The sequence below is a fragment of the Kitasatospora arboriphila genome (genome assembly GCF_039528095.1).
Lineage (GTDB): Bacteria > Actinomycetota > Actinomycetes > Streptomycetales > Streptomycetaceae > Kitasatospora > Kitasatospora arboriphila.
This window is the reverse complement of the sequence record NZ_BAAALD010000007.1, coordinates 132,516-151,770: the sequence shown is the minus strand read 5'-3', so window position 1 is coordinate 151,770 and position 19,255 is coordinate 132,516. Positions and strand designations below refer to the sequence as shown.

The 19,255-nt window shown below is 75.6% G+C and carries 18 protein-coding genes; 10 read left to right on the top strand and 8 right to left on the bottom strand.

Features of this window, described 5'->3' with window-relative positions:
- Positions 1–26: 26 nt before the first annotated feature.
- A complete protein-coding gene (locus ABD353_RS06310; RefSeq protein ID WP_344622470.1) occupies positions 27–614 on the top strand; it encodes a class F sortase in 588 nt (195 codons plus the stop codon).
- Positions 615–676: 62 nt separating this feature from the next.
- Here ABD353_RS06310 and ABD353_RS06305 read toward each other — a convergent pair whose 3' ends face one another.
- Entirely contained in the window at positions 677–1,564 is an 888-nt protein-coding gene (locus ABD353_RS06305) for an alkaline phosphatase family protein (RefSeq protein WP_344622469.1), read from the bottom strand.
- A gap of 212 nt (positions 1,565–1,776) precedes the next feature.
- On the opposite strand from ABD353_RS06305, the gene coaE reads away from it, so the two are divergent.
- Positions 1,777–2,364 carry a dephospho-CoA kinase gene (gene coaE, locus ABD353_RS06300; RefSeq protein ID WP_344622468.1) on the top strand — a complete coding sequence of 196 codons (588 nt, stop codon included), beginning with the start codon at positions 1,777–1,779 and terminating at the stop codon, positions 2,362–2,364.
- A gap of 201 nt (positions 2,365–2,565) precedes the next feature.
- On the opposite strand, the gene ABD353_RS06295 is transcribed toward coaE, so the two are convergent.
- Both ABD353_RS06295 and ABD353_RS06290 read right to left on the bottom strand, forming a co-directional pair.
- Entirely contained in the window at positions 2,566–3,819 is a 1,254-nt protein-coding gene (locus ABD353_RS06295) for an RNA polymerase sigma factor (protein ID WP_344622467.1), read from the bottom strand.
- On the bottom strand, positions 3,816–4,178 hold the full coding sequence (locus ABD353_RS06290; RefSeq protein WP_344622466.1) for a YciI family protein: 363 nt from the start codon (positions 4,176–4,178) through the stop codon (positions 3,816–3,818). Before ABD353_RS06290 ends, ABD353_RS06295 begins: the two co-directional genes overlap by 4 nt.
- A gap of 139 nt (positions 4,179–4,317) precedes the next feature.
- Here ABD353_RS06290 and ABD353_RS06285 point away from each other — a divergent pair, with 139 nt between their 5' ends.
- The gene (locus ABD353_RS06285) at positions 4,318–4,968 is read left to right on the top strand and encodes a TetR/AcrR family transcriptional regulator (RefSeq protein WP_344622465.1); all 651 of its coding nucleotides are present in this window, start codon (positions 4,318–4,320) and stop codon (positions 4,966–4,968) included.
- A gap of 182 nt (positions 4,969–5,150) precedes the next feature.
- On the opposite strand, the gene ABD353_RS06280 is transcribed toward ABD353_RS06285, so the two are convergent.
- Genes ABD353_RS06280 through ABD353_RS06270 form a run of 3 tightly spaced genes read right to left on the bottom strand, consistent with a single transcriptional unit; the run spans position 5,151 to position 8,747 of the window.
- Positions 5,151–7,484 (bottom strand): ABC transporter permease, encoded by a 2,334-nt coding sequence (locus ABD353_RS06280; protein WP_344622464.1) that lies wholly within the window; start codon positions 7,482–7,484, stop codon positions 5,151–5,153.
- 4 nt (positions 7,485–7,488) lie between these two features.
- A complete protein-coding gene (locus ABD353_RS06275; protein WP_344622463.1) occupies positions 7,489–8,265 on the bottom strand; it encodes an ABC transporter ATP-binding protein in 777 nt (258 codons plus the stop codon).
- Positions 8,244–8,747, bottom strand: coding sequence for a PadR family transcriptional regulator (locus tag ABD353_RS06270; RefSeq protein WP_344622462.1), 504 nt, complete (start codon positions 8,745–8,747; stop codon positions 8,244–8,246). Before ABD353_RS06270 ends, ABD353_RS06275 begins: the two co-directional genes overlap by 22 nt.
- 148 nt (positions 8,748–8,895) lie before the next feature.
- Here ABD353_RS06270 and ABD353_RS06265 point away from each other — a divergent pair, with 148 nt between their 5' ends.
- The 5 genes from ABD353_RS06265 to ABD353_RS06245 all read left to right on the top strand — a co-directional run bounded on the left by ABD353_RS06265 (position 8,896) and on the right by ABD353_RS06245 (position 15,967).
- Positions 8,896–10,155: an ABC transporter substrate-binding protein gene (locus ABD353_RS06265; RefSeq protein ID WP_425555083.1), complete on the top strand. Its 1,260-nt coding sequence runs from the start codon at positions 8,896–8,898 to the stop codon at positions 10,153–10,155.
- A gap of 229 nt (positions 10,156–10,384) precedes the next feature.
- Positions 10,385–12,079, top strand: coding sequence for a glycoside hydrolase family 13 protein (locus ABD353_RS06260; protein ID WP_344622461.1), 1,695 nt, complete (start codon positions 10,385–10,387; stop codon positions 12,077–12,079).
- Between the two features lie 351 nt (positions 12,080–12,430).
- Positions 12,431–13,756, top strand: coding sequence for an ABC transporter substrate-binding protein (locus tag ABD353_RS06255; protein WP_344622460.1), 1,326 nt, complete (start codon positions 12,431–12,433; stop codon positions 13,754–13,756).
- A 7-nt stretch (positions 13,757–13,763) separates the two neighbouring features.
- On the top strand, positions 13,764–15,062 hold the full coding sequence (locus tag ABD353_RS06250) for an ABC transporter permease (RefSeq protein ID WP_344622459.1): 1,299 nt from the start codon (positions 13,764–13,766) through the stop codon (positions 15,060–15,062).
- A gap of 74 nt (positions 15,063–15,136) precedes the next feature.
- On the top strand, positions 15,137–15,967 hold the full coding sequence (locus ABD353_RS06245; protein ID WP_425555087.1) for a carbohydrate ABC transporter permease: 831 nt from the start codon (positions 15,137–15,139) through the stop codon (positions 15,965–15,967).
- 72 nt (positions 15,968–16,039) lie between these two features.
- Here the strand turns inward: ABD353_RS06245 and ABD353_RS06240 are convergent, their stop codons facing one another.
- Both ABD353_RS06240 and soxR read right to left on the bottom strand, forming a co-directional pair.
- Entirely contained in the window at positions 16,040–16,888 is an 849-nt protein-coding gene (locus ABD353_RS06240) for an SAM-dependent methyltransferase (RefSeq protein ID WP_344622457.1), read from the bottom strand.
- A gap of 129 nt (positions 16,889–17,017) precedes the next feature.
- Positions 17,018–17,485 carry a redox-sensitive transcriptional activator SoxR gene (gene soxR / locus ABD353_RS06235; RefSeq protein WP_344622456.1) on the bottom strand — a complete coding sequence of 156 codons (468 nt, stop codon included), beginning with the start codon at positions 17,483–17,485 and terminating at the stop codon, positions 17,018–17,020.
- Between the two features lie 56 nt (positions 17,486–17,541).
- On the opposite strand from soxR, the gene ABD353_RS06230 reads away from it, so the two are divergent.
- On the top strand, positions 17,542–18,246 hold the full coding sequence (locus ABD353_RS06230) for a transketolase (protein ID WP_344622455.1): 705 nt from the start codon (positions 17,542–17,544) through the stop codon (positions 18,244–18,246).
- 83 nt (positions 18,247–18,329) lie between these two features.
- A complete protein-coding gene (locus ABD353_RS06225) occupies positions 18,330–19,223 on the top strand; it encodes a transketolase family protein (protein WP_344622454.1) in 894 nt (297 codons plus the stop codon).
- Positions 19,224–19,255: the final 32 nt, after the last annotated feature.

Sequence of the window (19,255 nt, the reverse complement as noted above, 5' to 3'; positions counted from 1 at the left end):
GACGCCCGCCGAAGGAGGCGCCGACGGTGCGACGACCCCCGACCCGCAGGGCCCGCGCGGCCCTCGCCGCGGCCACTGCCGCCGCCACCACCGGCGCCTGGCTGGTGCCCGCCCGCCCCCCCCCCCCGGCCCCGCCCCCCCCCCCCCCGGCCGCGATGCCCTTCTCCCTGCCCACCCGGCTGCGCATCCCGGCGATCGGCGTCGACGCCCCCGTCACCGGCGTCGGCCTCGACGCCGCCGGCGGAATCCAGGTGCCGCCCGTCGGCGACCGCAACCTCGCCGGCTGGTACCGCCTCGGCACCGCCCCCGGCGCCGCCGGGAACGCCCTGCTGGTCGGCCACGTCGACACCGAGCACGGACCCGCCGTCTTCTGGGCGCTCGGCTCACTGCACCGCGGCAACACCCTCGACGTGCTGCGCGCCGACGGCAGCACCGCCCGCTTCGCGGTCGACACCGTCGAGGTGCTGCCCAAGGCCGACTTCCCCGCCGACCGGGTCTACCGCGCCACCGCCCGGCCCGAAGTGCGCGTGGTCACCTGCGGCGGCGGCTACACCCGCGCCACCGGCTACCAGGGCAACGTGGTCGTCTCCGCCCACCTGGTGTCGGCCCTGTGACCGGCACCGGTCCTGTGGCCGGCACCGGCGCGGTGGCCCCGGGAAGGCCCGGTGACCGGCCGTCAGACCACCGCGACCGGCAGGGCCGCCGGCGTGAACGGGCGGCCGTCCAGCGTCCAGTGCGGGTCCGGGACGATCTCCAGCGCCGCGTACACGTGCGCCGCCACATCGGTGTGGTGCAGCGGCAGCACCGGCCCGCCCGGGACGATCCCCGGGCCGCAGGCCGCGATCCACGCCGTGCGCTCCAGGTCGGTGCGGCCGCCGTGGCCGCCGCCGTCGAGGTGCCCGTGGTCGGTCACCACGATCACCGTCCACTCCTCCTCGGCGTACCCGGCCCGGCCGCGGACCGCCGCCAGCAGCCGGCCCAGCCGGGCGTCCGCGGTCTCCACCGAACGCCGGTACTCCTCGCCGCAGCCGAGGAAGTGCGCCGTCTCGTCGACCGCGCCCAGGTACACGAACGAGGCCTGCGGATCGTCGTCGCTGCGCCCCAGCACGTACTCGGCCTCGGCGGTCACCCGCTCGTCGCAGACCTCCCACGCCTCCGGGGTGTCCTCCAGCGGAGCGATGTACGCCAGCCGGCCGGGCGCCGCGAACAGCGGGCCGCCGCTGCGGGCCAGGAACAGCGGCTCCCAGCCGCCCGCCGCGAAGGTACGGCGCCGGTGCACGGCCGCCAGCCGGGTGGTGAAGTCCGGGAAGACGTCCAGCCGGTTGCCGCCGAAGTGGTTGCCGAACACGCCGTGCTTGGCCACCCCGACACCGGTCACCACCGTCGCCCAGCACGGCCCGGACATCGTCGGCGTCGCCTCGTCCACCTGCACCGCGGCGAGGAAGCCGGCCCCGGCCACCGCGTCCAGGTGCGGGGTGTGCAGCGACGGCAGCAGGTCGAACCGGACGCCGTCGATGCCGACGACCAGCACCCGCCTCGGACCGGCGGGCCAGGTGGGGGACATCGGTGCTCCTCTCGGGTGGACGATCCCCGGCACCCTAACCACTCGCGGACCGGCGAGCTGCCGCTCCGCAGCCCCCGGGGCCGGTATTTCGCCAGGACGCCGCCGGATGTTCGACCCGCGTTCGCCCGGCGGCGACCGGCCGGGGAAGCGGGCGGACGATCGGCGGGGGAGCGCCCTGCGGCCCCGGGTGACCGGGCGGTAGCCTGGGCGCCATGCTGAGGATCGGACTGACGGGCGGGATCGGCGCGGGCAAGAGCGAGGTGTCCCGGCAACTCGCCGCACTCGGCGCGGTCATCGTGGACTCCGACCTGATCGCCCGCGAGGTGGTGGCCCCCGGGACGGACGGACTGCGCGCCGTCGTCGCCGAGTTCGGCCCCGAGGTCCTGCAGCCGGACGGCTCGCTCGACCGGCCCGCCCTCGGCCGGCTCGTCTTCGGCCACCCCGAGCGGCTCGCCGCGCTCAACGCGATCGTCCACCCCCTGGTACGCGCCCGCTCCGCCGAACTCGAGGCCGCCGCCGGACCCGAGGACGTCGTCGTGCACGACGTCCCGCTGCTCGCCGAGAACGGCCTCGCCCCGCTCTACCAGCAGGTCCTGGTCGTCGACGTGCCCGACGGGATCCGGCTCGACCGGCTGGTACGGCTGCGCGGCATGGCCGCGGACGAGGCCGAGGCCCGGATGGCCGCCCAGGCCACCCGCGAGGACCGGCTCGCCGTCGCCGACATCGTCATCGACAACAGCGGCTCGCTGGAGGACCTCACCGCCCGCGTCCACCAGGTCTGGGAGCAGCTGACCGCCTAGGCCGTCTCTTTCGGATCTTGCCGGGCGTGCGACGCCGGGCATCTCCCCCAGCCCCGAGGGGGCCGGGAGGTGCCCCCAGCCTGGACGCACCGGCGAATCGTCCGAGTACGGTCCAGTACGAGGCCGATCCGCCGGCACGCCCAGCCGGGCGCCCACCGCCGTACGCCGATCCGACAAGATCCGAAAGAGACGGCCTAGGAGTCACGGCCGCGGATCCAGCCGTCGGGCGCGGGCCGCCAGGTGGCGGCGTTCCGGGGCGGCGGTCGACCGGGCCGCGGCCTCGCGGTACGCCTGCGCGGCGGCCTCCCGCTCGCCCAGCAGCTCCAGCAGGTGTGCGCGGGTGGCGAGCACCCGGTGGTGACGGGCCGTCCGCCGGTCCGCGCGGAGCGGCTCCACCAGCGCGAGGCCCGCCGCCGGGCCGTGCACCATCGCCACCGCGACCGCCCGGTTCAGGGTGACCATCGGGTTGGGCCCGAACCGCTCCAACAGCTCGTACAGCACCAGGATCTGCGGCCAGTCGGTGGCCTCCGTGCTCCCGGCCTCCGCGTGCACCGCCGCGATCGCCGCCTGCACCTGGTACGGCCCGACCCGCCCCAGCGTCAGCGTCCGGCTGATCAGCTCGACGCCCTCGGCGACCAGCCGGCCGTCCCACCGGCCGCGGTCCTGCTCCGCCAGCGGCACCAACTCGCCGCCCGCCGTCGTCCGGGCCGGCCGACGGGCGTCGGTGAGCAGCATCAGCGCCAGCAGCCCGGCCGTCTCGGCGTCCTCCGGCACCAGACGGTGCAGCAGCCGGGTGAGCCGGATCGCCTCCGCCGACAGCTCCGGAGCCGTCAGGTCCGGGCCCGCCGTGGCGGTGTAGCCCTCGTTGAACACCAGGTACAGCACCTGCCGCACCTCGGCCAGCCGCTCGGCGGCCTCCGCCCCCTCCGGCAGCGCCAGCGTCCCGCCCGCCGCCCGCACCGTCTGCTTCGCCCGGCTGATCCGCTGCGCCATCGTCGCCTCCGGCACCAGGAACGCCGCGGCGATCTGGGCCGTCGTCAGGCCGCCGACCGCGCGCAGCGTCAACGCGATCCGGCTCGGGGCGGACAACTCCGGTCGGCAGCACAGGAACAGCAGCGCCAGCGAGTCGTCCCGCTCCGACCCCGGGACCTCGTCCGCGGCGTGCGCGAGCAGCGCGGACTGCGGGGTGGCCAGCGCCAGTGCGTCCTCGCGGCGCCGCCGTGCCGCCTCGCTGCGGACCCGGTCGACCAGGCGGCGGGAGGCGACCGTCACCAGCCACGCCCGCGGGCTGTCCGGCACCCCGTCCCGCGGCCACTGCACGGCCGCCGCCAGCAGCGCCTCCTGCACCGCGTCCTCGCAGGTGTCGAAGGTGCCGTGGCGGCGGACGAGCGCGGCCAGGACCTGCGGCGCCAGCTCGCGCAGCAGGCCCTCGACCGCCTCGGTCCCACCGCTCACCGGAACGCCGGGGACTCGTGCAGGACCGGCCACAGCTCCACCGGGTCGACATCGGCGAACGGCATGTCGGCGGCGATCTGCTGCGCCCGCTCCAGGCTCTCGCAGTCCAGCAGGTAGAAGCTCGCCAGGTACTCCTTGGTCTCCAGGTACGGGCCGTCGGTGACCGCCGGGGCACCGTCCTCGCGGCGGACGAGCTGTGCGGCGGCCGCGTCCGCGAGGCCGTACGCGCCGAGCAGCTCGCCGCTCTCGCGGTACTTCCGGTTGAACGCCTCCTGCTTGGCGATCGCCTCCGGCCACGCCTCGGCCGGGAAGGACTCCCACTTGGCCTGGTTGCCGTAGATCATCGCGACGTACTTCATCTCGGGGTGCCCTCCGTCCGGCGCGCCCCGTGGCGCGCTCTCACCCTTCAGTCGGAGCGGGTCGCCGGTGCCTCGACATCCCGCGACAGGATTCTTTCCGAGATCCTCGGAGGCATCCAGGGACGGCTAAGGTGTGCGCGTGGCAGACGGGGAGCGGCCGGCACCGCAGCGGCGGGACGCACGGCGCAATCGGGAGGCACTGGCCGCGGCCGCCGCGGACGTCTTCGCCGAACTCGGCCTCGACGCCCCGCTCGACGTCATCGCCCGCCGCGCCGGAGTCGGCAACGCCACCCTCTACCGGCACTTCCCGACCCGCGAGGACCTGATCGGCGAGGTCTTCCGCCCCGCGGCCGCCGTCCTCGCGGAGGCCGGCGAGGAAGCCCTCGCGGCCGAGGACGCCTGGACGGCCGTCGAAGGCTACTTCACCCGGATCTTCGAACTCGTCGCCACCAGCCGCGGCATCAACGACCTGGTGACGATGGCCATTCCGACCGTCCCGGTGCTCGCCGACATGAGCCACCGCAACGCCGCGACCGTCGGGATCCTGGTCGCCCGGGCGCAGGAACAGGGCACGATGCGGGGCGACGTCGTCGCGACGGACCTGCTGTTCCTGCTCGGGCCGCTGTGCCGGGCGGTGCCCGCGGCGGACGGCCTGCGGCCGGGGCTGTGGCGGCGCCACCTCGCGCTGCTGCTCGACGGCTTCCGCGCCCCTGCCACCCACCCGCTCCCCGAACCGCCGATCGGCGACGACCGGCTCGACCAGCTTTTCGCAGGCCTCTGGGAAGCCTGACGGGGAGGGCTCACCCAGGGGTGCGTGGGGGCACCTCCCGGCCGAAGGCTGGGGGAGAACTGCGCAATTCGGATGCGGGCCACCGTACGAACCAGGGGCCGGCCCTGACAGTCGCTGCGACCACCCTCGGACTGCGCAGTTCCCCGCGCCCCTGCTTCGGCTTGCCCCGATCCGGTCCGCTTTCAGATGCGGTGGAGGACTTCGCCGGCGGGTTCGCGGGCGGCTCGGAGGGCGGGGAGGGCGGCTGCGGCTGCTGCGGTGAGGACGGCTGCGGTGACCAGGGTGGTGAGGGCGGCGGCGGAGGGTGGGTGGGCGAGTCCGGCGCCGACGCCGGTCGCGGCGCCCTGGGCGTCGATGAGGGCGAGGGCGAGCGGTACGCCGAGGGCGGCGCCGAGCAGGCCGCCGAGGAGGGCGACGGTGGCGCAGCGGGTGACGACGAGGGCCATCGCCTGCCGCGGGGTGAGGCCGATGGTGCGCAGCAGGGCGAGGTCGCGGCGGTGGGCGCGCAGCGCGACCGCGGCGACGGTGAGGAGTTCGGCGAGGGTGATGAGGGCGAGCAGGGCGACCAGGCCGACGACGGCGGCGCGGACGGTGGCGAGTCCGGCGAAGGGTGCGGTGGTGGGCCGGACGTCGAGGCGGCCGGGGAAGGCGGCGGCGAGGGCGGCGGAGACCTGGTCGGCGTCGGCGCCGGGCCGGAGGGTGAGCGTCCAGTAGTCGGGCCGGGGGTCGGTGGTGGTGGCGTCGGCGAGGGTGTCGAGGCCGGTGGAGACGATGCGTCCGCCGCGGTCGGGTTCGACGACGCGGCCGACGACGTGCAGGATCCGCGGGGTGCCGTCGGTGGTGACGCGGGCCCACTGGCCGACCCGGATGCCGAGGAGGTCGAGGGCGCCCTGTCCGGCGACGGCTTCGCCGGTGGCGCGGACGGGCCGGCCCTCGACGACGTCGAACGGGTAGGGGCGGTCGGTGGTGCCGAGGGCGCGCAGGGTGACGGTGGCGGACTGGCCGGGGGCGAGGGCCTCGCGGTCGGCGCCGGGGTGGACGCCGGAGACGGCGGGGTCGGCGGCGAGGGCGGCGGGCAGCGGGTCGTCCGGTCCGGCGGCGCGGACGGTGAGGGCGGCGGCCGAGCCGGCGGTGGCGGTGCGGCCGAGTCCGTCGAGGGTGGACCAGGCGGTGAGGGCGAGGGTGCAGGCGAGGACGGGGACGGCGATCCGCAGGGCGGTGGCGGCGGTGCGGCCGAGGCCGCGGACGGCGCCGCGCACCCCGAGGACGAGGGCGGGCGGCAGCCGGCGCAGCAGGGCGAGCCGGGCGGGGCGGGGCGGCCGGTCCTGGGCGGGTTCGCCCTCGGCGGGCGGGACGGCGGGGATCCGGGCGGCCCGCAGGGCGGGCAGGGCGGAGGCGGCGGCGACGGTGACCAGGCAGGCGGGGGCGGCGAGCAGGGCGAGCGGTCCGCTGCCGAAGACGGCCCGGGCGAGTGCCCAGGGGGTGGCGGTGACGCCGGGGTCGGGGGCGAGGGCGGGCAGCAGGGCGGCTGCGGCGAGGGCGCCGGCGCCGCCGATCAGGAGCCCGGCAGCGGCGAGCAGCAGGTGCTGGGCGACGAACATCCGGGCGATGCCGGCGGGGGTGAAGCCGAGGGCCTTGAGGGTGGCGATGTCGCCGAGGCGGGAGCTGATCCGGCCGGCGGCGGCGCCGGCGACGGCGAGGGCCGCGGCGGCGAGGGCGGCGAGGCCGCACAGGCCGAGCAGCAGGCCGGCGGGTCGGCTCTCGCGTTCGTGGGAGTCGCGGGCGTCGGTCCAGGTGGCGACGCGGGTGACGTCGCCGCCGAGGGTGGTGACGGCGCGCTGGGCGGTGTAGTCGGCGTCGGCGGGGTGCGCGAGGCGCAGGCCGACGGCGTGGCCGCGCAGGGCGGCGGTCGGCTGCACGGTGTCGAGGGTGCCGGGCAGTACCCAGGCGAGTCCGGGCCGCAGGTCGGGGTAGCGGGCGCGGTCGGGGCTGTCGGCGATGCCGAGGACGGTGAGGGTGTGACTGCGCCCGTCGGGCCCGCGCAGGGTGAGCCGGTCGCCGGGGCGGGCCCAGGCGGCGGAGGCGAGGGAGTGTTCCAGGACGATGCCGTCGGGGCGGGCGGCGTCGAGCCGGCCGCCGGCGACGGGCAGCGGGGCGGAGACGGCGGGCGGGCCGGGGTCGGTGGCGCGCAGCGAGAGCGGCAGTTCGGGTCCGGTGACGGGCCGCCCGTTGCGGCCGGTGAGGGTGGCGGCGGTGGTGTCGTACGGTCCGCCGACGGCGGTGATGCCGGGCAGCCGGGCGAGGGCGGTGTCGGCGTGGTCGGTGCGGGTCTCGATCCACACGTGGGCGCCGTCGGCGCGGGCGAACTGCCGTTGCCAGGGTCCGGTGACGTTGTTGAGCAGGGCGCCGGCGAGCAGCAGCGCGGCGGAGACGCCGGCGGTGGCGAGCACGACGAGCAGCGCGGGCAGCCGGTGGGAGGCGAGGTCCGCGCGGATCCAGCGGAGGGCGGCGCGCACGGGCTCAGCCGCCGAGGTCGAGGACGTCGCCGACGCCGCGGGCGGGCGGGGTGTCGTCGATCCGGGTGTCGTCGGTGATCAGGCCGTCGAAGAGGCTGACCACGCGGTCGGCGCTGCCGGCGACCCGGGCGTCGTGGGTGACGAGGACGATGGTGCGGCCCTTGGCGTGGTGGCGGGTGAGCAGGGCGAGGACCTCGCGGGCGCTGCGGCTGTCGAGGCTGCCGGTCGGCTCGTCGGCGAAGAGCAGGTCGGGGTCGTTGACGAGGGCGCGGGCGAGGGCGGCGCGCTGGCGCTCGCCGCCGGAGAGGTCGCCGGGGGCGGCGTCGGCGCGGTCGGCGAGGCCGAGGTCGGCGAGGAGTTCCTCGCGGCGTTCGCGGGCGGTGCGGGCGCTGTGGCCGGCGAGCAGGGCGGGCAGTTCGACGTTGTCGGCGACGGTGAGGTCGGAGACCAGGTTGCCGGTCTGGAAGACGATGCCGATCCGGCGGCGGCGCAGCACGGCCCAGTCGGCCTCGCGGAGGGTGTCGACGCGCCGGCCGTCGAGGTGGATCTCGCCGGCGTCGGGGCGGCGCAGCCCGGCGAGCAGGTGCAGCAGGGTGGACTTGCCTGCGCCGGAGGGGCCGGTGACGGCGACGAAGTCGCCGCGTCCGACGGTGAGGTCGACGCCCCGGACGGCCTTGACCTCGGCGCCGCCGCGGGCGGCCCGGTGGGTCTTGACGAGTCCGGTGGCGCGCAACACCGGGACGGCGGTGTCCTGGCCTGTCACGTGAGCTCCTCCTGGCATCTCTCCAGCCAGTCGAGGTCGGCCTGCAGGTGCAGGACGGCGCCCTCGATGAGCAACTGGGAGACCTGGTTGCCGCGTTCCTCGGCGGCCATCCGGTTCAGGCCGCGCATGACGTTGAGATAGTGCCGGCGCTGGTTGTTGATCAGCGTCAGCCGGTCGGCCAGCTGCGTCTCGGGGGCCAGCACGAGTTTGAGGAAGAACTCGTCGCGGACCCGCGGTCCCTCGGAGGGCTCGCTGAGCCACGTGGCCACCTCCTGGCGGCCGGTGTCGGTGATGGCGTAGACGCGCTTGTCGGGTTTGCCGTCCTGCGCGACGTCCTGGCCTTCGATGAGGCCGGCCTTCTCCAGACGTCCGAGGGTGACGTAGACCTGGCCGATGTTCGCACGAGGGTACGCCGCGCCGAAGGTCTGCTCAAGGGCCTGCTTCAGCTCGTAGCCGTGCGCCGGCTCCTTGGCGAGCAGCGCGAGCAGCGGTAGCCGCACTCGGACCCTCCCCTCCCTTCGTTCGCCCGGGCATACTCTGTCGTCATTGGCTTGTCGTCCGCGACGCGGCCCGGCTGGTTCGGCCCGGTCACACGGTACGCGAGGCGGGCGGTCCCGCCCATCGGCGGGCGGAGTGGAGGTCGGTACGGTGCGCCGTCGGAGTCTGGGGAAGTTGGCGGGGGCGCTGGCCGGCGTGCTGCTGGCGGGCGGCTGCTCGCTGCCCGAGGACCTCGACGATCCGGACGCGTCCGGCACCGGGCCGGTCACCCTGGTCACCGGCCGGGACCGGGCCGGCTACCTGCAGGGACTGCTGGACAGCTGGAACACCGGGCATCCCGGCGAGCGGGCGACGCTGGTGGAGCTGCCGGACGCGGCGGACGAGGTCCGGGCGCAGCTGGCGGAGGGCCTGGCCCGCGGCAGCGACCGTTTCGACGTGGTCAACCTGGACGTGGTGTGGACGGCCGAGTTCGCCGAGAAGGGCTGGATCGCGCCGCTGGACGCCGGGATGGCACCGGCCGGTCTGCTGCCGTCGGCGGTCGGCACCGGGCGGTGGCGGGACCGGCTGTACGCGGTGCCGTTCACCACCAACGTCGGGCTGCTGTACTACCGCAGTGACGTGCTGGCCGCGGAGGGTGTGCAACCGCCGCGCACCTGGGCGGAGCTGGAGCGGCTCGCCCGCGAGGTGGCGCCGCGGCACGGCCTGGACGGCTACGCGGGTCAGCTGCTGCCGTACGAGGGGCTGACGGTGAACGTCGCGGAGGCGGTCGGCTCGGCGGGCGGGCGGCTGCTGGACGACCGCGGCGCGGTGGCGGTGGACACCCCGCAGTCCCGCGCGGGACTGGAGTTCCTGGCGCGCGGGGTGCGGGAGGGCTGGATCCCGCGGGCGGCGCTCGGCTACCGCGAGGAGGAGTCCCGGCAGGCGTTCCAGGACGGCCGGCTGCTGTTCCTGCGCTGCTGGCCGTACGTGTACCCGCAGGCCCAGGGGCCGGGTTCGGCGGTGGCCGGGAAGTTCGGCGTGGTGCCGCTGCCCGGCCCGGACGGCCCGGGCACCTCGGTGCTCGGCGGCTCCGACCTGGCGGTCAACTCCCGTTCCCGGCACGGGCGGACGGCCCGGGACCTGATCCGCTTCCTGACCGGGCGGGACGTGCAGCGCCGGGTGCTCACCGAGGGCGGTCTGCCGCCGGTGCGGGCGGACCTGTACACCGACCCGGAGCTGGTGCGGCGCCATCCGTACCTGCCGGTGGTGCGGCAGGCCCTGGAGGGCGCGGTGCGCCGGCCGGCCTCGCCGGAGTACCAGCAGGTGAGCCTTGCGGTGAGCGCGGCGGCGTACGAGGCGCTGCTCGGCCGCAGCAGCGCGGACGAGGCGGTGGCACGGATGGCCGCGGACCTGAAGTCGATCTCCGGCTGACCTCCGAGGGTGGCCCGCCAGGGGCTCGGATACTTACTTGTTAAGTATCCGGGCCCCTTCTTTTGTGCCCGTTTGATGAGCTATGCCCGCATATGGCCGGTGAATCTGCTCTGGACGGGACCTGTCGAGCTACCTAACATGCATGTATCCCCGCGGCCCGGACGGCGCATGCGGGACCCTGTGCGACCTCTGCGGCGCTGCCCCGCCGTGTCCTTCCTGAAGGTGACGAATGCTCACGTCCCCCACCCCGGACGATCCACCGGCCGTGCCCGCCCACGCCCTGCTCACCGCCCCGCCGGCGGCCGGCCCCGACCGCCCCTGGTGGCGGGACGCGGTCGTCTACCAGGTCTACCTGCGCAGCTTCCAGGACTCCGACGGCGACGGCATCGGCGACCTGGCCGGCGTCCGCGCCCGACTCCCGTACCTCAAGCGCCTCGGCGTGGACGGCGTCTGGCTCAACCCGTTCTACGCCTCCCCGCAGCACGACCACGGCTACGACGTCGCCGACCACTGCGCCGTCGACCCGCTGTTCGGCACCCTCGACGACTTCGACCTGCTCGCCGAGGACTGCCGGCTGCTGGGCCTGCGGCTGATCCTCGACATCGTGCCCAACCACTGCTCCCGCGAGCACCCGTGGTTCGAGGCCGCGCTGCGCGCCGCACCCGGCAGCCCCGAGCGGGCGTTCTTCCACTTCGCCGACGGCCGCGGCGAGAGCGGCGAACTGCCGCCCAACAACTGGCGGGCGATGTTCGGCGGCCCCGCCTGGACGCGGATCCGCGAGGCCGACGGCAGCTGGGGCCAGTGGTACCTGCACCTGTTCACCCCCGAGCAGCCCGACCTCAACTGGCGCCGCCCCGAAGTCGCTTCGGAGTTCGAGCGGATCCTGCGCTTCTGGCTCGACCGCGGCGCCGACGGCTTCCGGATCGACGTCGCCGCGGGCCTGTTCAAGCACCCCGAGCTGCCCGACTCGCCCGACCCGGAGGCCGACGAGCGCACCCGCGACTCGGTCAACCCGCTCGCCTGGAACCAGCCCGAGGTGCACGGCATCTGGCGCCGCTGGCGCGCCGTCTGCGAGGAGTACACCGCCCGCGACGGCCGGCAGCGCCTGCTCGTCGGCGAGGCCTCCGTGCCCACCGCCGCCGAACAGGCCGCCTACCTGCGCCCCGACGAACTCCACCAGGCGTTCTTCTTCCACCTGTTGCACGCCCCCTGGGACGCCGCCCACTGGCACCGGGTCATCGACGCCGCCGTGCACGACATCGCCGCCACCGGATCCACCGTCACCTGGGTGCTCAACAACCACGACCAGGTCCGCACCACCAGCCGCTTCGGCGCCACCGACCCGCTGGCCGGCGCCGCCCGCGCCCGCGCCGCCGCCCTGCTGATGCTCGCCCTGCCCGGCGCCGCCTACCTCTACCAGGGCGAGGAACTCGGCCTCCCCGAGGTCGACGACCTGCCCGACGAGGTGCTCACCGACCCGATCTACCACCGCACCGGCAGCCGCACCGGCATCCGGGACGGCTGCCGCATCCCGATGCCCTGGTCCGGGCACGAGCCGCCGTTCGGCTTCGCCCCCGACGGCGGCAAGGAGCCCTGGCTGCCGCAGCCCGCCCACTTCGCCGCGCACACCGCCGAACGCGCACTCGCCGACACCGGCTCCGCCTGGCACCTCTACCGCGAGGCACTGCACCTGCGGCGCGTCCTGCCGCAGCTCGGCGAGGGCACCCTGCGCTGGATCGACACCCCGCCCGGCGTGCTCGCCTTCGTCCGAGGCGACGGCCTGCTGTGCGCCGTCAACTTCGGCGACGAGCCGGCCCTCGCCCCCGTCGACGGCGAACCGCTGCTCGCCAGCGGCCCCTGCCCGCCCTGCACCCTCCCCGCCGGCACCGCCGCCTGGTGGACGGCCGGCGCAGCAAGGCTCTGACGCCCGGTCGAAGACACCCCGCTGCACCCCCGAACGGCCGCGCGCCCACACCCGCGGCCCGGCCGCCCCGGACGACTCCGGCGCGGCGGCCACCGGCCCGCTCCGCGACACCCTCCCGCCCGCGGGGCGGGCCATCCCGAGACGTCCGCGCGACCTGCCTCCCCGCGCGGCACCGGCCGCCCACCCACCCGCGGCCGCGCCCGCTCCGCCGACCACCGCGCCACGCATCCGCGGCCCGGCGGGGCGGGCACCCCACGGCACTCCTCCACCGGCAGCCCGGCCGCCCACGGCCGGCCCCACCCCCGAACGGCACCCGGCCCGGCCGGGACCGCCGACCGAGAGGACACCACCATGCGATCCCTGCGAGCGGCCGTCGCCCTGACGGCCACCCTCGGCCTGGCCGCCACGGCCACCGCCTGCGGCAGCGGCGGCACCTCCGCCGACAAGGCCTCCGCCAAGCCCCTCGACGGACAGACCGTCAGCGTCGCCGCCGCCTGGACGGGCGTCGAGCAGAAGAACTTCCAGAAGGTGCTGGACGCCTTCACCGCGAAGACCGGCGCCAGGACCGTCTACATCTCCACCGGCGACAACGTCTCCACCCTGGTCGGCAGCAAGATCGAGGGCGGCGACCCGCCGGACGTCGTGATGATGCCGCAGCTCGGCGTCCTCCAGCAGTTCGCCCGCAAGGGCTGGCTGGAGCCGCTCGCCCCCGCCGTCGCCGACAGCCTGCACCGCGACTTCGCCAAGATCTGGGCCGACTACGGCACCGTCGACGGCAAGCTCTACGGCCTGTACTTCAAGGCCGCCCACAAGTCGACCGTCTGGTACAGCCCCGCCGCCCTGGACACCGCCGGCGTCAAGCCGCCCACCACCTTCGACCAGCTGCTCGCCGCCGGCCACGCCGTCTCCGACAGCGGCCTGCCGGCCTTCTCCGTCGCCGGCGAGGCCGGCTGGCCGCTCACCGACTGGTTCGAGAACATCTACCTCTCCCAGGCCGGCCCGGAGAACTACGACAAGCTCGCCAAGCACCAGATCCCCTGGACCGACCCGACCGTGGTCGCCGCCCTCACCACCCTCGGCAAGGTCTTCGGCGACCCGCAGCTCGTCGCCGGCGGCGGCAAGGGCGCCCTGCAGACCGACTTCCCCGAGTCCGTCCAGGCCGTGTTCGGCGACAAGCCGACCGCCGCGATGGTCTACGAGGGCGACTTCGTCGGCGCCGTCGTCTCCGGCGAGCTGAAGAAGAAGGTCGGCGAGGACGCGAAGTTCTTCCCCTTCCCGGCCGTCGGCACGGGCAAGGCGCCGGTGGTCGGCGGCGGCGACGCGGCCGTCGTCCTCAAGGACGCCAAGCACAAGGACGCCGCCCAGCAGCTGCTGGAGTTCCTCGCGGGCCCCGAGGCCGGCGAGGTCTGGGCCGGCGCCGGAGGGTTCCTCTCGCCCAACAAGGCCGTCAAGCCCGCCGCCTACCCGGACGACACCACCCGGCAGACCGCCGAGTCGCTGATCGCCGCCGCCGACGGCTTCCGCTTCGACCTCTCCGACCAGGCCCCCGCCGCCTTCGGCGGCACCCAGGGCAGCGGCGAGTGGAAGCTCCTCCAGGACTTCCTGGCGAACCCGTCCGACGTCAACGGCACCGCCCAGCGGCTGGAAGCCGCCGCGGCCGCCGCGTACAAGGGCTGACGTCCCCATGAGGACACCCACCCGACCCCGGAGCTCCGGCGCCGCCCTGCGGCGCCGGGGCCCGGCCCCCCTCTTCCTGCTGCCCGCCCTCGCCCTGCTCGGCGCACTGGTGCTGTACCCCATCGGCTGGTCCGTGGTCCGCAGCCTCTACGACGCGCCCGGCACCGGCTTCGTCGGGCTCGGCAACTACCGCACCGCGTTCACCGACGACGCCACCCTCACCGCGCTGCGCAACAGCGCGATCTGGGTCGCCGTCGCGCCCGCGCTGGTCACCGGCCTCGGCCTGGTCTTCGCCGTGCTCACCGAGAAGGTCCGCTGGGGCACCGCCTTCCGGCTGCTGGTGTTCATGCCGATGGCGATCTCCTTCCTCGCCGCCGGCATCACCTTCCGGCTGGTCTACGAGCAGGACCCGGCCCGCGGCGTGCTGAACGCCCCCCCCCCCCCCCCCCCCGACCCCTTCCACCCCGCCCCCTCCTCCCCCGGCGCCCGGCCCCGCCCCGGCGGGCCCGCCGCAGCCGCCGACGGCGCGGTGCGCGCCGCCCCGGCCGCACCCGGCAGCGCCGTCGCCGTGCCGCTCGTCGGACTCAAGCCCGCCACCCTGCCCGCCGCGGCGAAGCCCGCGGCCGCACCGGCGGCAGGCGACGGCGTGCACGGCACCGTCTGGCTCGACGTCACCCCCGGCGGCGGCACCCCCGGCACGGTCGACCCCGGCGAGCGCGGCCTGCCCGGCGTCACCGTCCGCCTCCTCGACGGGCAGCGGCAGATCGCGACCGCGACCACCGCCGCCGACGGCTCCTTCGCCTTCCCCGGGCACCCCAGCGGCACCGTCGAACTGCCCGCGTCGAACTTCGCCGCGCCCTACCGCGGCCTCGCCTGGCTCGGCCCCGGCCTGGTCACCCCGGCGATCGTCGGCGCCTACCTGTGGATCTGGGCCGGCTTCGCGATGGTCGTCATCGCCGGCGGCCTCGCCAACCTGCCGCGGGAGACCCTGGAGGCCGCCCGGATGGACGGCGCGGGGGAGTGGCAGATCTTCCGCCGGATCACCGTGCCGCAGCTCGCCCCCGTGCTCGGCGTCGTCCTGGTGACCATGGTCATCAACGTGATGAAGATCTTCGACCTGGTCTTCGTCGTCGCCCCCGGCCCCGTCCAGCAGGACGCCGGCGTGCTCGCGCTGCGCCTGTGGCTGGTCTCCTTCGGCGGCGGCAACGACCAGGGCCTCGGCAGCGCCCTCGGCGTGCTCCTGCTGCTGCTCGTGGTGCCCGCCATGGTCCTCAACGTCCGCCGCTTCCGCAGGAGCACCCGATGACCCAGCTGCTCACCCGGCCCGCCCCCGGCAGCACCGCCGGGTCCACCCGGCCGCGGCCCCGCCTCGCCGCCCGGATCGCCGCCCGCACCCGGGGCGGCGCCGTCCAGGCGGTGCTGCTCGTCGCCGCCGCGCTCTGGCTGATGCCCACCGTCGGCCTGCTGCTCACCTCGCTGCGGCCCAAGGAGGACAGCGCCGCCTCCGGCTGGTGGACGGTGCTCGCCCACCCCGCCCGGCTCACCCTCGACAACTACACCGCCCTGCTCGGCGGCGGCGAGGTGCTCGGCGCGTTCTGGAACACCGTGTTGATCTCGGTGCCCGCCACCGCGCTCACCGTCGTGCTCGCGGCGCTCGCCGGCTACGCCTTCGCCTGGCTCGAATTCCCCGGCCGGGACTGGCTGTTCCTGGTCGTCGTCTGCCTGCTGGTGGTGCCCGTGCAGATCGGCCTGGTACCGGTCGCCCGGCTGCTCGGCGCGGTCGGCCTGTTCGGCACCGTCCCCGGCGTGGTGCTGTTCCACGTCGCCTACGGCCTGCCGTTCGCCGTCTTCCTGCTGCGCAACCAGTTCCTGGAGATCCCGCAGGAGATCATGGAGGCCGCCCGGATCGACGGCTGCGGCGAGTGGCGGGTCTTCCGCCGGCTCGCGCTGCCGCTCGCGCTGCCCGCCCTCGCCTCACTGGCGATCTTCCAGTTCCTCTGGGTCTGGAACGACATGCTGGTGGCGCTGGTCTTCGCGGGCAGCGACTCCCAGCCGCTCACCGTCCTGCTGCAGTCCCAGATGCGGCAGTTCGGCAGCAACCTGGACGTGCTCGCCCCCGGCGCCTTCCTGTCGCTGCTGGTGCCGGTCGCCGTCTTCTTCTCCTGCCAGCGCTACTTCGTGCAGGGCGCGATGGCCGGATCCGTCAAGTAGCCGCCGTGCGGCGCCCGTTCCCCCGGAGTCACCAGGGGGGTGCGGGCGCCGGCGGGCGGCGGTACGGGCGGCTCAGGGCTTGCGGCCCACGCCCGCCCAGATGCCCACCTCGGCGTCGGTCGCCGAGGGCGTCGTGTCCGGCCGCCACAGCGGGGCCGTCACCAGGCCGGGCTCCAGCAGCTCCAGCCCGTCGAAGAACTTCAGCACCTGTTCCTTGGTGCGCATGCTCAGCTGCGCGGTGGCGTTGCGGTAGATCGCCGGGCCCTTCTCGGCCTCGGACGCCGGCACGAAGTCCCCGGTGCCGTGCGAGAGCGCCAGGTGGCTGCCCGGCGGCAGCGCGTCGACCAGCGTCCGCACGATGCCGTACGGGTCGTCGGCGTCGTCCACGAAGTGCAGCACCGCGAACAGCAGCAGCGCCACCGGCCGCCCCAGGTCCAGCAGTTCGCGCACCTGCGGGTCGGCGAGGATCTTCTCCGGGTCGCGCAGGTCGGCCTGGGTGACGGTCACCGTGCCGCGGCTGGAGCCGGCCAGCAGCGCCCGGCTGTGCACCAGCACGATCGGGTCGTTGTCCACGTACGCCACCCGGGCGTCCGGGTGCACCAGCTGCGCGGTCTGGTGGGTGTTGCCCGCGGTCGGGATGCCGGTGCCGATGTCGAGGAACTGCCGCACCCCGGCCTCGGCCAGGTGGCGCACCGCCCGCTGCAGGAACGCCCGGTTGGCCAGCGCGCTGAGCCGCACCAGCGGACTCAGCGCGAGCACCTTCTCGGCCGCCTCCCGGTCCGCCGGGAAGTTGTCCTTGCCGCCCAGGTAGTAGTCGTACATGCGGGCCGGGTGCGGGACCTCCGGGCGCAGGTCCACCGGCGCGTGCGGTTCGCCGCTGTCGGACATCCAGTCCAGCGATATGTCCTGATGCTCGGTCATGACCCGTCTCCCCGCAGCCGCTCGACTCTCACCGGGGCAGCATAGACGGGCGGCAGGTGCCTCCAGCGGCCGAACGCCCGATCCGGTCGGGCCGTTGCGGCGGTGGTGCGTACCGGGAGCGACGCGCCGTCAGGCCCCCTCGCCCGGCCGGTCGCCCAGCAGGTACCGCGCACCCGGGCCGGCCTCCGCCGCCCGGTCGCCCGCGTTGTACAGCGCACAGCGTGACAGCGACAGGCAGCCGCAGCCGATGCAGCCGGTCAACTTACGCTTCAGCAGCTGGAGTTCCTCGATCTGCCGGTCGATCCGCTCGTGCCAGGTGGCAGCCACCTCGCCCCACTCGGCGGTGCTCGGCGCCCGGTCCTCGGGCAGCCGGTCCAGGGCGGTGCGGGCCTCCTCCAGCGAGAGGCCGACCCGCTGCGCCGCCCGGACGAAGGCGACCCGCCGCAGCGTGGCCCGGGCGTAGCGGCGCTGGTTGCCGGCCGTCCGCTCGGCGTGGATCAGCCCCATCCGCTCGTAGTAGCGCAGCGCGGAGGTGGCGAGGCCGCTGCGGGCGGAGAGCTGGCCGATGGTCAGCAGGTCGTGGCGGGTCGGTCCCATGCGGCCGAGGATAGCCGCTTGACCTGAAGCCGACTTCAACTTGCACGCTGGTCGGCATGACCACCGCAACCACCGGCCGGCGGCCGTACGGCTTCGCCGACCTGCCCGCCCTGATGGCCCTGATGACCGGCGACGAGAAGCACGGCCCCGCCGCCACCTCCACCCTGGACGCCCTCTGGGTGCTCTACGACCGCGTGCTGCGGGTCGCGCCCGACACCGCCGACGACCCGGCCCGGGACCGCTTCCTGCTCTCCAAGGGCCACGGCCCGATGGCCTACTACGCCGTCCTCACCGCCAGGGGCTTCCTCGACGAGGCCGTCCTGCCGGGCTTCGGCGGCTACCACTCCCCGCTCGGCCACCACCCGGACCGGCTGCTGGTGCCCGGCGCCGAGATCGCCTCCGGCTCGCTCGGCCACGGCCTGCCGCTCGCCGCCGGCACCGCGCTCGGCCTGCGCGCCCAGGGCCTGACCGACCCGGCGGTCTGGGTGCTGGTCGGCGACGCCGAACTGGACGAGGGCAGCAACCACGAGGCGATCGCCTTCGCCGGCGCCGTCGGCCTGGACCGGCTGCACACCGTGGTGATCGACAACTCCTCCGCCACCCACGGCCGGCGCGGCGCCATCGAGGCCCGCTTCGCCGCCGAGGGCTGGTCCACCGCCACCGTGGACGGCCGCGACCACGAGGCCCTGCACGCCGCGTTCACCGCCCCGCACCCCGGCCGCCCGCACGCCGTCGTCGCCCGCGTCGAACCCAAGTACTGAACCCGGGAACCGAAACCCGAGAACCGAACCCGAGAACCCGACCCGAGCCCCGGACACCTCCGCCCCCGAGAAAGGCCCCTGCCATGGAGACCATGCGCGAGCGCTTCGCCGCCGTCACCACCGAACTCCTCGACCACGACCCGCGGCTCGCCCTGGTGCTCGCCGACATCGGCGCCGACTCCTTCCGCCCGGCGGCCGCCCGCCACCCCGACCGGGTGGTCAACGTCGGCATCCGCGAGCAACTGCAGATCGGCGTCACCGCCGGACTCGCCCTCACCGGACTGCGCCCGATCGCCCACACCTTCGCCAGCTTCCTGATCGAACGGCCCTGGGAGCAGGTCAAGCTCGACCTCGTCCACCAGGGCGTCGGCGCCGTCCTGGTCAGCGCCGCCGGCTCGTACGACTGGCCGGCCGGCGGCCGCACCCACATGGCGCCCGGGGACGTCGCCCTGCTGGACACCCTGCCCGGCTGGACGGTCCACGTGCCCGGCCACCCGGACGAGGCCGAGACCCTGCTGCGGCACGCCGCCGCCGACGGCGACAGCCTGGTCTACCTGCGGCTCTCCGCCCACCGCAACGACACCGCCCGCCCGGTCGAGCCCGGCCGGCTGCTGCCCGTCCGCACCGGCCGCCGCGGCACGGTCGTCGCCGTCGGCCCGATGCTCGACGCCGTCCTGGCCGCCACCGAGGGCCTCGACCTCACCGTGCTGTACGCGGCCACCGTCCGCCCCTTCGACGCCGCCGGACTGCGGGCCGCCGCCGGCGACCGGCCCGACGTCGTCCTCGTCGAGCCCTACCTCGCCGGCACCTCCGCCGGCGCCGCCCACGACGCCCTCGCCGACCTGCCGCACCGCGTCCTCGGCCTCGGCGTCCCGCGCGAGGAACACCGCCACTACGGCTCGATCCCCGAGCACCTCGCCGCCTACGGCCTCGACGCTGCCGGCCTGCGCACCCGGATCACCGCCTTCCTCCGCTGAACGGGCCCGGGCCCTGATAACTTCGCGGGCGA

What these genes read in the sequence shown, in the direction of transcription:
- ABD353_RS06305 (WP_344622469.1), bottom strand. Translation starts at nt 1,564, where the DNA reads ATGTCCCCCACCTGGCCCGCCGGTCCGAGGCGGGTGCTGGTCGTCGGC.
- coaE (WP_344622468.1), top strand. Translation starts at nt 1,777, where the DNA reads ATGCTGAGGATCGGACTGACGGGCGGGATCGGCGCGGGCAAGAGCGAG.
- ABD353_RS06290 (WP_344622466.1), bottom strand. Translation starts at nt 4,178, where the DNA reads ATGAAGTACGTCGCGATGATCTACGGCAACCAGGCCAAGTGGGAGTCC.
- ABD353_RS06275 (WP_344622463.1), bottom strand. Translation starts at nt 8,265, where the DNA reads ATGCCAGGAGGAGCTCACGTGACAGGCCAGGACACCGCCGTCCCGGTG.
- ABD353_RS06260 (WP_344622461.1), top strand. Translation starts at nt 10,385, where the DNA reads ATGCTCACGTCCCCCACCCCGGACGATCCACCGGCCGTGCCCGCCCAC.
- ABD353_RS06255 (WP_344622460.1), top strand. Translation starts at nt 12,431, where the DNA reads ATGCGATCCCTGCGAGCGGCCGTCGCCCTGACGGCCACCCTCGGCCTG.
- ABD353_RS06250 (WP_344622459.1), top strand. Translation starts at nt 13,764, where the DNA reads ATGAGGACACCCACCCGACCCCGGAGCTCCGGCGCCGCCCTGCGGCGC.
- ABD353_RS06240 (WP_344622457.1), bottom strand. Translation starts at nt 16,888, where the DNA reads ATGACCGAGCATCAGGACATATCGCTGGACTGGATGTCCGACAGCGGC.
- soxR (WP_344622456.1), bottom strand. Translation starts at nt 17,485, where the DNA reads ATGGGACCGACCCGCCACGACCTGCTGACCATCGGCCAGCTCTCCGCC.
- ABD353_RS06230 (WP_344622455.1), top strand. Translation starts at nt 17,542, where the DNA reads ATGACCACCGCAACCACCGGCCGGCGGCCGTACGGCTTCGCCGACCTG.
- ABD353_RS06225 (WP_344622454.1), top strand. Translation starts at nt 18,330, where the DNA reads ATGGAGACCATGCGCGAGCGCTTCGCCGCCGTCACCACCGAACTCCTC.